The following is a 13,401-nucleotide window of genomic DNA, read 5'->3' as shown; positions in this document are numbered from 1 at the left end:
GGCATATCTACATGCCCGGGCATTCGGCTATCGGGGCGGGATAGTCCGCGGCCCCGCCCCGCCACGGGAAGTGGGCCGCCCGCCCGTCCAGGTCGGCGAGTTCGGGAATCCAGCGGCGAACGTATACGCCGTCGGGGTCGTAGCGCTCGGCTTGGCGTAGCGGATTCAACACACGGTTCGGGCGGGTGTCGTTCCCGGTGCCCGCGACCCATTGCCAGTTGAGCTGATTATCGGCCAGGTCGGCGTCGACCAGCCAGTACAGGAAATGGCGGGCGCCGATCCGCCAGTCCACCCGCAGGGTTTTGGTGAGGAAGCTCGCGGCGATGAGTCGCGCGCGGTTCGGCATCCAGCCTTCTGCGCGCAGTTGGCGCATTCCGGCGTCGACGATCGGGAACCCGGTCCGGCCGTCGGTCCACGCCGCCACCGCCTGTTCGTCCGTCCGCCAGCGGATGGCGCGGTCACGGTAATCGGACCAGGCTGCCGCGGGCCGTGCGGCCAGCACCTGGTGGTGGAAATCTCGCCAGGCCAGCTGCCGGACGAACGCCGCCCCGCCGGCGGTGGAGGCGTCTGCGCGGCGGACCAGTTCGGTGGGTGAGAGGCAACCGAAATGCAGGTAGGGCGATAGCCGGGAGGTCGCGTCGGCGGCCAGGGCGTCGCTGTCGCGCGCGTAATCGTGGATTCCGTGGGACAGCCAGGCCCGGAGCATTTTCCGGCCGGTGATCTCACCGCCGGTGGACAGGCCGGGTGATCGGTCGCCGGAGCCGAGATCTTCGGGTCGCGGGAGGGTCCCGGGCTCGATCGGAGGGAGGTCGAGGTGGCGTGGGAGGCGTAGCGGCGGACGGCGTTCGGCAGTCGCCCAGCGGCGGAAGTAAGGGGTGAACACGGCGAAGTGATCCCGGTTCGCGGGCACCACCGCGCCGGGAGCGATCACTGTGAGCGAGCCGGTGTGTACGCGGAGCTCGCGGTGGTCGCGGGCCAGTCGGTCACGCAGCCGCCTTTCCCGGTTCCGGCTGTAGTCGCTGACGTCGGCAGCGATATGAACCACCGCGGCTCCGGTCTCCGCCGCCACCGCAGCCACCTGTTCGGCGATATCACCGGACCTGATGACGAGCCGCCCGCCGATATCGCGCAGTTCGGTATCGAGTTCGTGGAGGGCGGCCGCCAGGAAATGGGCGCGGTTGGGTGGGCACCCTCCGCCCGCCAGGATCCCCTCGTCGAGGACGAACAACGGCACCACGGCGCCGTCCCGGTGCGCGGCGGTGAGCACCGGGTTGTCCCGTACCCGCAGGTCCCTGGTGAACAGGGCGACCGCGGTTGCGGTCACGTGAACCAGACCAGGCAGAAGGTGTGCCCGACCGGGTCGGTGTACACCCGGAAACCCGGCGCGGACTCGACGAACGTCGCACCCAGCGCGAGCACGGCGGGGTCGGCGACTTCGACATCACTGACCAGCACATCGAGGTGGAGCTGCTGTGATCCGGCCGGGTCGGGGAAGCGCGGGGGCCGGTATTCCGGCGACAGCTGGAAAGCGAGCCGCCGACCCTGCGGATCGACCATGGCCACCCAGGTGTCGTCGCTTTCCTCCCGTACCACTTCCCCACCGAGCAGACCGAGGTAGAACTCGGACAGCTTCCACGGATCCGGACAGTCCAGAACCACTGTCCGCAAACCTTCTACACCTTCGGCGGCCATCGTCCGCCCTCCTTCCGAACCGGATAACGGTGAACGCGTACCCGGGCCGGAGTCGGAAAACCGTTGCCACTACACATCCATCGATCTGCGGCGTCACGCCCCGGGACCGCTCCGACAGTAGTCCGGCCGGCCCACTGAGGGCGTCGGCGCCGTCAGTGTGTCGGCGCCGGCAGGGTCTGTTCGTAGGCCCGGCCGACGGTTCCCGGGGAGCAGCCTGCCGGTCATCATCGATAGCCTCGCCTATCGAGCCGCTGCGGTGGGCAGACTTCCCGCGGATCCGCGCCCGGTCCGCGGAATCGGTGAACACCGAGACCACGGCCGGGCAACTCGTTTACGAGCTCTGCTCCGCGAACGATTCACGCCCCTCCCCCGGCGCGCTACCGGCCAGCCGGCCCGGCCACCACACCTTCGGCCCGACCACGGTGAACAGGGCGGGTATGACGACCGTGCGGACCAGGAAGGTATCCAGCACGATCCCGATCCCGACGATGATGCCGAGTTGCGTGAGGGTTATCAACGGCAGCACGCCCAGGACACAGAACACCGCGGCGAGCACGATTCCCGCACTGGTGATGACCGCACCCGTCGCCGAGACAGCGCGCACCATACCGCCGACAGTGCCGTGGTCCGGTGTCTCCTCGCGGGCTCTGGTCACGAGGAAGATGGTGTAGTCGATGCCCAGCGCCACCAGGAAGAGGAACGCGAACAGCGGTGTCGTGGTGTCGAGCGCCGGGAAATCGAACAGCTGCGTGCCGACCAGGCTGCCGAGCCCCAGGGCCGCCAGGGCACTCAACACGGTGACGCCGATCAGCAGCAACGCGGCGGGTAACGCGCGCAACAGGATCAGCAACACCGCGCACACCACCACGAGAATGATCGGGATGACCAGTAGTTGGTCGTGGCGGGCGGCATCACGGGTATCGAGGGCCTGCGCGTCGCTACCGCCCACCGCGGCCTGCGCCCCGGGTACCCCGGCCAGCGCCGAACGCATCTGTTCGATTGTGGTGTAAGCCTGTTCGGATTCCGGCGCCGCGTCCAGGGTTACCACCCACCGGTCCATTCCCGCGTGACTGCCGGCGGGATTCACGGCCGAGATCGAGGGCACCGTCGCGAGCGCCCGGCGCATATCGTCCGCGGTGCCCTCCCGGCTGAGGACGATCGTCGGATCGGCCGAACCGGACGGGAAATGCGCGGCCAGAGTATCGAGGCCGTCGACCGATTCCGCCTCCACCCGGAATTGCTCCGTCTGCGACAGACCGATGGTGACACCGGACAGCCCCGCGGAGAATCCGAGCAGGACCACGATGGCCGCGGCCGAAACAGCGACGGGCCGCGCGACGACCCAGGTCGCGATCCGGTGCCACACACCCTGTTCGGTGATGTCGTCGTCGCGCAGCCGGGGAACGAAGGGCCAGAATACGTTCCGGCCGCACAGCGCCAGCGCCGGCGGGAGCGCCACCAGCACGAACACCACGGCCACCAAGAGCCCGGCGGCGGCCATCAGACCGAGCGATCGCGTGTTCGGCAGGGTCGCCAGCAGCAGGGTGCACAGCGCGAGAACCACGGTGACGTTGCTGGCCAGGATCGCAGGACCGGCACGGCGCACCGCCTCACGCAGCGCCTGCCGGTGGTCGCTGTGGCTGTGCAGTTCGTCGCGGTAGCGCGATACCAGCAGCAGCGCGTAATTGGTTCCCGCACCGAACACCAGGACGCTGGTGATTCCCGAGGTGGAACCGTCGAAGCTCAGGTCGGTCAGGCGGGCGAGCGCCGTTCCGGTGCTCGTCGCTGTCCGATCGGCGAGGCCGATCACCAGCAGCGGGACCAGCCACAGCACCGGGGAACGATAGGTGACGATCAACAGCAGAGCGACAACCAGCGCGGTAACCGCCAGCAGTGTCACGTCCGCGCCGGCGAAGGAGTCGGCGATATCGGCGCCGAACGCGGGACCTCCGGTGATCTGGACAGTCAGCCCCGGCGGCGCCTGCTGAGCCGCGGTATCGCGGAGCCGGCTGATCTCCTCGGTGAGGGCTTCACCGCTGAGGTCGGCCGAAACGCTCGCCTGCCCCAGTGCCGCCTTACCGTCGGGCGCGACGACGAGTCCCGGTCCGCTCTCCCCCGCACCCGCGACGCGACCGGCGACCGCACCGGCCGCCGCCTTGTCGTCCTCGGTCAGCGCGGAGCCGTCGGCCCGGCTGAACACGATGATCACCGGCGCCTCCGCACCGCCGGGGAATTCGGCCACCGCGGCTTTGACGCGTGCGGATTCCGCGGATTCCGGCAGCGAGGTCGGCGCCCGGCCCGCGTCGTCGTTGCTCCCTACGCCGAGGATCGCACCGCAGGCGGCGGCAACGACGGCGATGAGTAGCCACCAGGAACGGCGACCGGTGACCAGTGCGGCATATCGCTCCCACGCATTCACGCCGCAACTATTTCAGAAACTTAAATATCTGGCAATCGGGCTCTACACTCGGTGCGCCGGAGACAGGGAAGGAAACCGAGCGTGACACCATCAGACGAGGCGGCCGATATCGCGGCGCGTACGCGTGCCGAAACCGAGATCGCCACCGATATCCGCGCGCTCACCGCGATCTCCGAACAGATCGCCCAGCTCTTCGCCCATTCCCACTCTCTGCGCAGCAACGATTTTCGCGCTCTGATGCATATCGCTACGGCCGACGCCGAAGGTGACCCGCTCACTGCGGGACAGCTGCGCGAACTCATGGGGCTGTCCTCCGCCGCGATCACCTACCTGGTCGAGCGCATGATCGCTTCGGGTCATATCCAGCGCGAAACCGACCCCGCCGACCGCCGGCGAGTACTCCTGCACTATTCCGACCACGGGATGGCGGTGGCCGGTGAGTTCTTCCACCCGGTCGGGCAGCGAACCCGCTCCGCCATGTCCGCGCTGCCGACAGCCGACCTCCTCGCCGCCCATCGAGTACTGAACGCGGTGGTCACCGCCATGCGTGAGCACCACACCGACCTCACCCAGCCGGCCGGCGACGCGTAGATCCGCCGCTGGCCCGAGCACCCGGCGGCATTCGCATGTGCCGTGTGTAGGACACCTCATACCGGGTAGGTCCGCTGGTTACGACCCGTCGACGTGGGTATACGGCCCGCAGACAGGAGGTGTGTGATGCCGAAGGAATGGACCGCGAAACAGGAACGGCAGTACGAGCACATCAAGGATTCGGCACAGGATCGCGGCACCGGCACGAAGCGCGCGACCGAGATCGCCGCCCGCACAGTCAACAAGAACCGCGCGCAATCCGGTCAGTCGAAAACCGCGAGCCGGACCTCGGTCCGGGATATCTCACCGCAGCGGCGCGGCGGTAAGCGGTCGCACAGCGACGGTCCCAAGGGCCGGACACGCGACCAGCTGTACAACGAGGCGCGGCAACGCGGGATCAAGGGCCGCTCCAAGATGAACAAGGACCAGCTCGCCGACGCCCTGGGCCGGTCGTAGCGAATATCGGCGAACTGGGGCCGCTCATCGGCCCGGGCCGAGATCGAGGCGGCGGGTGACGCGATCGACCAGGTCGGGCGGCATACCCGGTTCACGGCGTGCTGCCAGCGCCTCCCGGCGCCCGGCCTCGGCGACTTCGTCCCTGATACGTTTCACCGAGGCGGCCATGCGCGCGTCACGTTCGGCGTTGGCGCGGGCCTCCTCACCGGCCGCCTCCGGATCCGCCCGGGCCATCCGCCTGCGGAAACCTTCCCGCAGCCGTTCGTAGAGCTCGTCGGGAATATCCTCGGATTCGGCCACTTCCCGCAGCCGCGCCAGCTCCGCGTCGACCACGCGTTCCCACAACTGCCGCTCCAACCGGCGTTCGGCCCGGGTATCGGCGTGCACGCTGGTGAGCCGCACGATCAGCGGCAGTGTGGGCCCCTGCACCAGCAGGGTGAACAACACCACGGCGAACGCGGTGAACAGGATCTGCGTGCGGCCGGGGAAATCGGCACCCTCCTCGGTGAGCAACGGGATGGCCAGCGCGAGCGCGACGGTCGCCACCCCGCGCATACCCGTCCACCAGGTCACCACGGTTTCCCGCCAGGTGTACGGTTCGTCGGCGTCCGGATCGCTCCACCATTTACCCCGCAGCCACCAGGTCAGCATCAGCCAGGCAAGTCGCAGCCCCACGACCACGGCCAGTACGGCGCCGGCGCCGGCGACCAGTTGCGGCCATTCGTCCCCGGTGGCCGCGAGCACGGCACTCAACTCCAATCCGATCAGGCCGAAGGCGAAACCGCTGATCAGCAGCTCGGTGATATCCCAGAAGGAATCACCCACGACCCGGTACTCGGGGTCGCCGAATTCGGTCGCGGCGTCGGTGAGGTAGAGCGCGCATACGAGCACCGCCAGAACGCCGGACCCACCCCAAGCTTCCGCGAGTCCGTACGCCGCGAAGGGCAGCAGCAGACTCAGCGCCACCTGCCAGCTCGCTTCGGCGAGGTGCCTGGTCAGTTTGCTGCCCATCATGCCGAGCAGCAGGCCGACGCCCACTGCCATCACGGCGGACACGACGAATTCGAGACCCGCGCCCGCGGCGGAGAAATGCCCGGTGAGCACCGCCTCGATCGCAACGGAGTAGATCACGATCGCGGTGACATCGTTGAACAGTCCTTCTCCGCCGAGCACGACGACGAGCCGCCGCGGCAGGCCGAGCCGGCCGGCCAGGGCCGTCGCCGCCACCGGATCCGGTGGTGCGACGATCGCCCCGAGTACCACCGCCGCGGCCACCGGCAGACCGGGATACCAGGCGTGGAATACGGCGGCGACCGCCGCGGCGGTGACCGTCACCAAACCCACCGCGCGCAACACGATCGGTTCCCAGTTCTCCGCGAACTGCCGCCAGGAGGTCCGGCGCGCGGCGGCGTACAGCAGCGGCGGCAGGACCAGCGGGAGGATCAGATCGGGTGGCACCCGGATCTGGGGGACGAACGGGAGCAGGGCCAGCGCACAACCGAACAGTGTCATCAGTACCGCGGATGCCACGCCGATCCGGCGGCCCACGGCCTCGGCGAGGACCGCGGCGAACAAGATCGCGAACATCAGCACCAACTGGTCCATGACCGTCCAGTCTGCGGCGAGTGCCCGCCTTCGGGCGTGCGCAATGCCGGAGCGGATCGAAATCGGGACACGCGAGAGAGGCACTCGGTGCCGAATCCGGCCGGCGGATACCCCGCGAACCGCGACTCCGGCAACCTGTCCGCTTCTGCGCGGCCTCCACCGGGAGGTACCTCGCGAGCCGCACTGCCGCCACGGCATCCACCGCGCACACCTCCGGCGATAGCTCGGTGCGCCGCTTCGGAGACCGGAAGCACATGTCCCGCAGGTTATTTCGTGGCAATCGACGAACTGTCGATTTACTTGGCTCTGCGAACGGATCCGGGGCACACTTTAAGTAACTGAAGGTCGACGCGCCCGATCGGACGCGGGGGCGAGGGCAGACTATGAGAATCAGGCCGCGGCAACAGCTGTTGGACCTCTGGCAGGCCGTTCTGGCCAGTTGCTATCGGGACGGAAAATGGGTTTGGGGCGGCCGGGACGGCGCCAATTCCATCAGCGACGCCGAACAGCTGCTGTGCCTGCTGTATCCGGCCACCGAACTCGACGCGTTCGCGCTGGACCAGCCCAACGATATCGCCGCCGACGCCCGGGCCGCACTCGAGCCGTTCGGCGAGGAGACCCGGATCGGTGGTGTCCTGGTCGGCCTCCTCGAGGACTATCTGAGCCGGTATACCGGCCCGGAGGGCGATCCGCTGTTCGCGGCCGGTAGCTATCTGCACACCGACGATGACCGCCCCCTCACCGCGGAGCAGCTCGAACTCGAGGTCGTCGACTCCTATTCGATGTCATTGAGTCTGTGTATCGCGGCACTGCGGTTCCTGCGCGGTTTCCAGCGCTTCGTGGGCGGCGAGGTCCGGCGCGAGGCGCGCCAGCTCAGCGAGCGGATACCGCTGGTGATCGACGCCGTGGGTAATCGGCTCACCGCGGCGATGGCGGGGCTGGTCCGCAGCTTCGTAATCCATACGCCCGAGCCGAAATCCGATGCCGGGCAGGCAATTCTGCATGTGCTCAATCAGGGCCACGCCCCGGCGGACGAAGTGATCCAGCGGCTGTCCGCCCGGCTGGAACGGTTACGCGTCCAGGCGGCGAACGAGGTCCGGCTCAGTCAGACCACCGAGGTCGATGTCGCCGATGACGAACGGCTGTTCGAATGCGGCTGGGGCTGGGGTATCGTCCGCACCGCCGAACCCATCGAATTCGTCCCGGGCCGGGTCGGCCGGGCGGCCGGTCACGCCGAGCCCCGCCCCTATCTGTACTTCACGGCCGTAGCGCTGGACGGCATCATCGACCTGTCCTCGCAGCGCATCCGGGAACTCGATCTGCTCACCGACGAACAGCGCAAACTCGCCGACGCGCTACAGCTGCGATTCGAACTCGCCCGCAACTACTGGTCCACGGTGGCCCGATTCGGCGGCGGCCGGTGGCCGCTGGAGGACATCCCGTGGCGCACCTCGGACGGTGAGGAATCGGACTACTTCAGTCTCACCGTCACCGCGATACTCATCCAGGACCTCGTCTACCGGGACAGTACCGAGGATCTCGCCCGCACGGTCGCCGTCTTCGACCAGCTGGCCCGCCGTGGCCGGATCACCAGCCGGCTCACCACCGATGACGCGGCCGCCGTCCTGCACTACCCCGGTGTCCGGTTGGGCCTGTCCGGTAGCGAGGACGTCAGCGGTGGCTCCCCGTTGCGCTGGTACGTACCCGATTTCGTGACGCTGATGCTCAAACGCTGTTTGCAGGCCGCCCGGTTGCGTACCGACGTCGACACCCGCGACCGGCTGACGGCGCTCGCCGAAGCGGCCATGGATCATCTCGACCGCCGGGTGCTTCGCGAAGGCCCGGCCGCCGGGCTGTGGGACGACCCGGCCGCTCTGCTCGGCCCATCGGCCGCCCCTGCTCCGGGCCCCTCGTGGTTCGTCACCGAACGGATCATGGAATGTCTCGTGATCGCCTTCGATACGTTCCGCGAGCCGCCGCTGGCACCGCCCAGCATGGTCGACCGCGCCATCGACCTGATGAGCGAGGCCGAACACCTGCTCAACCAGGAAGAACTCGAGATCGAGGGCGACGATCTGACCCCGAAACAAGCCGCGGTCAACCGTATCCGGCAAGCCCTGGACCGGGCCCGCAGCGTGCTTCGCGAGCGCCCCGGCACCGCCTACAGCCTGGCGACGCAGGCGCTGATCCAGCTCGACGAACTGGCGTACGCGCGCCAGGACGCGACGCGGTGAGGACGGCGTAGGTGCTGATTTTCTCCACGTCCGACAAGGGTGGCACCGGACGGTCGGTGACCAGTTGTAATCTCGCGTACCGGCTGTGCATGACCGGCCGCAACGTCGCCTACGTCGACTTCGACTTCGGTTCACCCACCGCCGGCGCGCTTTTCGAGATCAGCGCGGTCGAACGCGGTATCGCCGACGGCGGCGTGCATTCCTACCTGCTCGGCGAGAACGGTACCGCCGCGCGGGTCGACGTCGGCACCGCCACCGACCGCGCCGAACTCAAGCGCATCGGTCCGCGCTCCGGGCGGCTGATGCTGTTCCCGGGCGACGAGGGCGGCGCCGAGTTCCTCACCTCCAACGACGCCGTGGTCACCCGGTGCGCGGAGTTGCTGGTCGCGTTGGAGCAGGAGTTCCGCGTGGTGTTCGTCGATCTCAGCGCGGGCCGATCGGTCGCCCTGGAGCTCGCCCTGCAGGCCACCGCGCTACCGCAACTGCGCGGCCGCACCGCACGCTGGCTGATCTTCCATCGCTGGACCCGCCAGCACATCCTGGCCGCGGCCGGGCTCGTCCACGGCCCGCACGGACTGCTGCAGACCGGCGCCGTATGCGGGCACGATCCCGAGGAGTTGCTCGGTTCGACCCGCTATGTACGCACCGCCGTCCCCGTCGCCAATTCGCATCTCACAGCGCAGCGGGCGGCGCAGGCAGCCTGGTTACAGGAACAGGATGTCGCCCTGCGCCGTCTCGCCACCGCGAACGGGCTCGGCCAGACAGCCGTCCTGGGCGCCACCCCCATGGAACCGGTCCTGCAGTGGCGCGAGCAGTTGATCCTCGACACCGATGTCAACGCTCATATCGCGAACCCCGAGACCGCGCTGGCCTACACCGAGCTGGCCCGCCGGCTCGTCGATATCGCTACCTGGGAGAGGCTCTAGATGGCGGACAGGCAGGTTTACAGTGAGGCCACCGAACAGCCCTGGATCGCACCGGTTCCCTTATCGCACCTGTCGATCGAGGTCGGCCATTTCTATCTCAACGACATCACCGGCGAGCTGGAACGGGTGAAGGCCGAATTCCGCCGCATCGTCCCGCTGGTGGCCGCGTTCGTGGAATCGGCCCGGGTCCGGTTCGGACCCGAGGTCCGGGTCAGCACCTGTTATCTGATCGACGACTATTTCCAGCCCGATACCGACCCTGCCGAGATTCTGGGCAAACTGCTCGAGGCGGCCGGCGAATCCGGTTTGACCATCGACTATCTCGCCCGCGAATCCGGATGCTGGCAGACCTCGGCGTTCGCCGACGGTGTGCCGTCCGGTGAACAGATCCCGATCGCCGAGATGGTGGCCGCCCGCATCGTCGCCGAACCCGCGCCCCCCGATACCGGCAGACGGCCGCCCACCGCGGAATCGGGCTGGTTGTGCAACGGCCGCCGATCGTCCGAGCACGAACAGGTGATGGCCATGCGCAACCGCACCTATCAGCCGCCGGAGGAATTCGGCCGGCGCGAGCATTCGATCTTTCTCGATGTGCAACTGTGGAACAAACAGGTGGTGGACGGTCGCACGGAGATCCGGTGGTCGTGTCCGTTCCTGGCCGCGGTGTGGCATCTGCTGCGCCTGGGAATGCTGCGCTACCACGGCGCCCCGGTGGTGGTTCCGCAGCCGTGGCGCGGGGAACCGTGGCCGCACCGCTGGCACGAGGTTCCACCGGTGGTGCAGCTCGAACCCGGCGCGGCGCCGTTCGCGGCCTATCAGACGCTGTCGATGCTGCCGAAACGCTATATCGGTATCGAGCACGCGGTGCGGCTGGTACTCGATCACCTGGATCTCGACGACGACGTGGTCGAGCAGATCATCGCCACCGGGGCCGCCGACCCGGTTCCGGTGACCGTGCCGCGCAAGATCAGCGAGCGGCTGTCGCACCTACTACTCGACGGGTCCTGAGATGGTTTCGGCCACTCCCCTCGTCGTTCTCGGCGAGGTGCGCACCTGCCTGCTGCCCTCGGCCGCCGCGCTCACTCGCGCCGAGGCCGGTGAACTGCTGGCGCTTATGCCCGGCCGGGCGGTCCGCTGGCGGGAACGCCCGGGCACGCTCGGGGTGTCCCCGGTCACCGCGGTGGGTGTCGATTGCGACCTCCCGCTGGGTGACCGGTCCGCACGGATCGTGGGCACCGTCGCCACCAATGCTTCGCTGACCGGCGGCCGGGTGCTGCAATCCTCGGCGCACACCCGGATACTCCGGGCCCAGGAACGGCGGCGGCAGACATGGTCGCACTACATCAGCCGGAAGGGCGTCGCGGAGGTCATCACCCGCATACCGGAACGCGAGACGGCCGGAAACGGTTTCGCCGAGGGCTATCTGGCGGGTCCGCCGCGCGCGGAGCATCTCGATCTGGCCTCCATCAGCGAACGCCTGCTGACCCGGGTACGCGCCGACCCGCAGCTGGATCAGAATCCGCCGGTGCAGGCCGGTACGACCCGGCTGCGCTGGGCCGCGCGGATCGGCGGCAGTGCCGGTCCCGCGGCCTCGTTGCATATGGACGACGATACGGTCCGATCGGTCCGGCTCATCCTGCGTGACGAATCCGATATCGCTGCGGCACAACGGTTCTGCGAGGATCTCGCGGCACACGACTGGCTACTGACCGTACTCGCCGACGCCCTGGACGAAGCCGACCGCTTCCCACTGCACACCCGCGAACGGATGGATATTCTCGCTCCGGCTCTCGAACATCTCGCCGGTTTGTGGATGCCGGGCGCCCATACCCCGCCCGCGCTGCGCGCCCTGTGGAAAGAGTTCCAGAACGAGCCCGGGTTCAACAAGCAGTGGACCACCCTGGTCGGGCGGTTACGCGACAATATCGCGGTGGCGACGCTCTACATGTTGCGGCACAACGTCGCCGTCTCCGAGTGGTAATCGAGCGGCTTCACATCCGGAACCACTTGCGCACCAGCAGCGCGAAGAACACCGACATCGAAACGGCGCCGATCCACCCTTCCGCCACGAACAGTGTCTCCGCGACGGCCGAGCCCAACGGATCGGTATCCTCCTGCCCCGGCGGGCTCAGGAAACTCGTCACCCCCAGATGGATCATGTCACCGATGTCCTGGTCTCGGCCGTGCGGCAAGGCCAGCGCTATCCCCGTGAAAATCGTGATCTGCGCGACCACCCAGCCCAGTAGCCAGGAGGGCCGGTATCCGTGCCCGCACAACACATCCGACCCGAAACCCGCCCATCGGCGCAACCCCGGCGGAAGAGCCCGCGTCTCGGCCCGGGCGAGCAGCAGTCCGCAGCGATCCTGGGACTCGTCGTCCTCATTGATCCGGTAGAGCGCCATCGCCCGCCGGTATGCCAACGCCGCATGCGTATCCAGCCGGGCCTGCGACAGCTGGGCTCCGATCAGCTCGTATTCCTCTGCCAGCAGCGTGTTCTGGCGGCTGCTGAGCCGCAGCGGCCCGCGGAATTCCACCTCCGCGGCGATCAGCGCCGCGACCACGGCAGTGGGCACCCGCCATTCCTCCTCGTCGTCCGCCGGGTTCCGGGCAGCGGCGTAGAGGTGCGGGAACACCAGCGCGCCGGAGTGTTTACGCCGTGCGATCGGTGGATCGTATTCGTCGAGCACGGCTTCGACCCGGGTGCCCAGCTCGCCCAGCGCCATCCGGCCGGGATGCTGCTGCTGATCGAGCTTCTCCGTGTAAGCCGTTGCGTGCCTTCCGATCCGGGTCGACGTCGATTTAACGAACGCCGGGATCTCTTCCATGGCACCACTTTAACGCTCAGGCCAACCGATATTCGTAGAGATCGCGTGGTTCACCCGGGCCGAAATAGGTCTCATCGTGTTCACGGAAATCGAAACCCGCCTGTTTGAACAGGCCGCTCGCCGGATGGTTGTCCGGCCGGACCGTGAGATGGACCGTATGCGTGCCCCGTTCGCGGCACATATGCAGCATCTGGTCCAACAGCGCCCGCCCGTAGCCCGCACCCTGATACCGCTTGGCCACAGCGAAGGTGAAAAGTAATGCGCGCCTATCCTTTTCGAGTGTCAGCGCATATCCGATAACGGCGCGGTCGACCTCGGCGACGAGCCATTCGCGGCCGTGTAGGTCGAAGAGCTGACGTAGCATCAGATACAGGTACGGTTCCGCGAAGACTTCGGCTTCGACAGCCGCGATGTCCTCGAGGTCGGCAAACCGGGCCTGCCGGTATTCCGGCTGCGGCGCCTCCGCGATATCCATGTGCTCCCTAATGCCAGGGCATAAGCCGTCCGATTCCAGCCTAGAACGTGAACTCACCAACCGCGTCAGTGTAGAGGTCGTGCAATCGTTCTGTGATGCGGCAGGCTCCTCCGTGTCCGGCATACCCGGCGCAGCGCGATCGACACAACCGGTCCGGAATCGGCCCTTGACCTCGACC

General features: G+C 67.9%; 12 protein-coding genes. 6 read left to right on the top strand and 6 right to left on the bottom strand.

The features are described from left to right. Window positions 1-7: 7 nt before the first annotated feature. From ABZ827_RS15415 to ABZ827_RS15405, 3 genes are all read right to left on the bottom strand, one after another. A complete protein-coding gene (locus tag ABZ827_RS15415; protein ID WP_357237362.1) occupies window positions 8-1,324 on the bottom strand; it encodes a deoxyribodipyrimidine photo-lyase in 1,317 nt (438 codons plus the stop codon). After that, complete coding sequence (locus tag ABZ827_RS15410) at window positions 1,321-1,692, bottom strand: VOC family protein (protein WP_357237361.1); 372 nt, start codon at window positions 1,690-1,692, stop codon at window positions 1,321-1,323. The genes ABZ827_RS15415 and ABZ827_RS15410 overlap by 4 nt, the downstream gene beginning before the upstream one ends. Window positions 1,693-2,023: 331 nt before the next feature. Beyond that, window positions 2,024-4,111, bottom strand: a complete 2,088-nt coding sequence (locus ABZ827_RS15405; protein ID WP_357237359.1) for an MMPL family transporter — start codon at window positions 4,109-4,111, stop codon at window positions 2,024-2,026. A gap of 81 nt (window positions 4,112-4,192) precedes the next feature. On the opposite strand from ABZ827_RS15405, the gene ABZ827_RS15400 reads away from it, so the two are divergent. Then, window positions 4,193-4,702 (top strand): MarR family winged helix-turn-helix transcriptional regulator, encoded by a 510-nt coding sequence (locus tag ABZ827_RS15400; protein WP_357237357.1) that lies wholly within the window; start codon window positions 4,193-4,195, stop codon window positions 4,700-4,702. A 126-nt stretch (window positions 4,703-4,828) separates the two neighbouring features. Then, complete coding sequence (locus ABZ827_RS15395; protein ID WP_357237355.1) at window positions 4,829-5,158, top strand: plasmid stabilization protein; 330 nt, start codon at window positions 4,829-4,831, stop codon at window positions 5,156-5,158. A 24-nt stretch (window positions 5,159-5,182) separates the two neighbouring features. On the opposite strand, the gene ABZ827_RS15390 is transcribed toward ABZ827_RS15395, so the two are convergent. Beyond that, complete coding sequence (locus ABZ827_RS15390; RefSeq protein WP_357237354.1) at window positions 5,183-6,763, bottom strand: Na+/H+ antiporter; 1,581 nt, start codon at window positions 6,761-6,763, stop codon at window positions 5,183-5,185. Window positions 6,764-7,146: 383 nt separating this feature from the next. On the opposite strand from ABZ827_RS15390, the gene ABZ827_RS15385 reads away from it, so the two are divergent. Genes ABZ827_RS15385 through ABZ827_RS15370 form a run of 4 tightly spaced genes read left to right on the top strand, consistent with a single transcriptional unit; the run spans window position 7,147 to window position 11,904 of the window. Beyond that, window positions 7,147-8,997, top strand: a complete 1,851-nt coding sequence (locus ABZ827_RS15385; protein WP_357237352.1) for an SCO2524 family protein — start codon at window positions 7,147-7,149, stop codon at window positions 8,995-8,997. Between the two features lie 11 nt (window positions 8,998-9,008). Continuing rightward, on the top strand, window positions 9,009-9,923 hold the full coding sequence (locus tag ABZ827_RS15380; RefSeq protein ID WP_357237351.1) for an SCO2523 family variant P-loop protein: 915 nt from the start codon (window positions 9,009-9,011) through the stop codon (window positions 9,921-9,923). Then, window positions 9,924-10,931, top strand: a complete 1,008-nt coding sequence (locus ABZ827_RS15375) for an SCO2522 family protein (RefSeq protein WP_357237349.1) — start codon at window positions 9,924-9,926, stop codon at window positions 10,929-10,931. Window position 10,932: 1 nt separating this feature from the next. Then, on the top strand, window positions 10,933-11,904 hold the full coding sequence (locus tag ABZ827_RS15370) for an SCO2521 family protein (protein WP_357237347.1): 972 nt from the start codon (window positions 10,933-10,935) through the stop codon (window positions 11,902-11,904). 10 nt (window positions 11,905-11,914) lie between these two features. Here ABZ827_RS15370 and ABZ827_RS15365 read toward each other — a convergent pair whose 3' ends face one another. Together ABZ827_RS15365 and ABZ827_RS15360 are read right to left on the bottom strand one after the other, a co-directional pair. Beyond that, a complete protein-coding gene (locus ABZ827_RS15365; RefSeq protein ID WP_357237345.1) occupies window positions 11,915-12,748 on the bottom strand; it encodes a hypothetical protein in 834 nt (277 codons plus the stop codon). A 16-nt stretch (window positions 12,749-12,764) separates the two neighbouring features. Then, a complete protein-coding gene (locus ABZ827_RS15360; RefSeq protein ID WP_357237343.1) occupies window positions 12,765-13,223 on the bottom strand; it encodes a GNAT family N-acetyltransferase in 459 nt (152 codons plus the stop codon). Between the last annotated feature and the right edge of the window lie 178 nt (window positions 13,224-13,401).

Origin of the sequence: Nocardia sp. NPDC019395 (assembly GCF_040632335.1) — a bacterium.
Lineage (GTDB): Bacteria > Actinomycetota > Actinomycetes > Mycobacteriales > Mycobacteriaceae > Nocardia.
The sequence above is the reverse complement of the archived record's forward strand: the minus strand, read 5'-3'. Positions and strand labels throughout refer to the sequence as shown.

Bases quoted from the DNA above. Each gene is read 5' to 3' on its own strand.
- ABZ827_RS15395 (WP_357237355.1), top strand. From the start codon at position 4,829: ATGCCGAAGGAATGGACCGCGAAACAGGAACGGCAGTACGAGCACATC.
- ABZ827_RS15365 (WP_357237345.1), bottom strand. From the start codon at position 12,748: ATGGAAGAGATCCCGGCGTTCGTTAAATCGACGTCGACCCGGATCGGA.
- ABZ827_RS15385 (WP_357237352.1), top strand. From the start codon at position 7,147: ATGAGAATCAGGCCGCGGCAACAGCTGTTGGACCTCTGGCAGGCCGTT.
- ABZ827_RS15370 (WP_357237347.1), top strand. From the start codon at position 10,933: ATGGTTTCGGCCACTCCCCTCGTCGTTCTCGGCGAGGTGCGCACCTGC.
- ABZ827_RS15360 (WP_357237343.1), bottom strand. From the start codon at position 13,223: ATGGATATCGCGGAGGCGCCGCAGCCGGAATACCGGCAGGCCCGGTTT.
- ABZ827_RS15410 (WP_357237361.1), bottom strand. From the start codon at position 1,692: ATGGCCGCCGAAGGTGTAGAAGGTTTGCGGACAGTGGTTCTGGACTGT.
- ABZ827_RS15390 (WP_357237354.1), bottom strand. From the start codon at position 6,763: ATGGACCAGTTGGTGCTGATGTTCGCGATCTTGTTCGCCGCGGTCCTC.
- ABZ827_RS15375 (WP_357237349.1), top strand. From the start codon at position 9,924: ATGGCGGACAGGCAGGTTTACAGTGAGGCCACCGAACAGCCCTGGATC.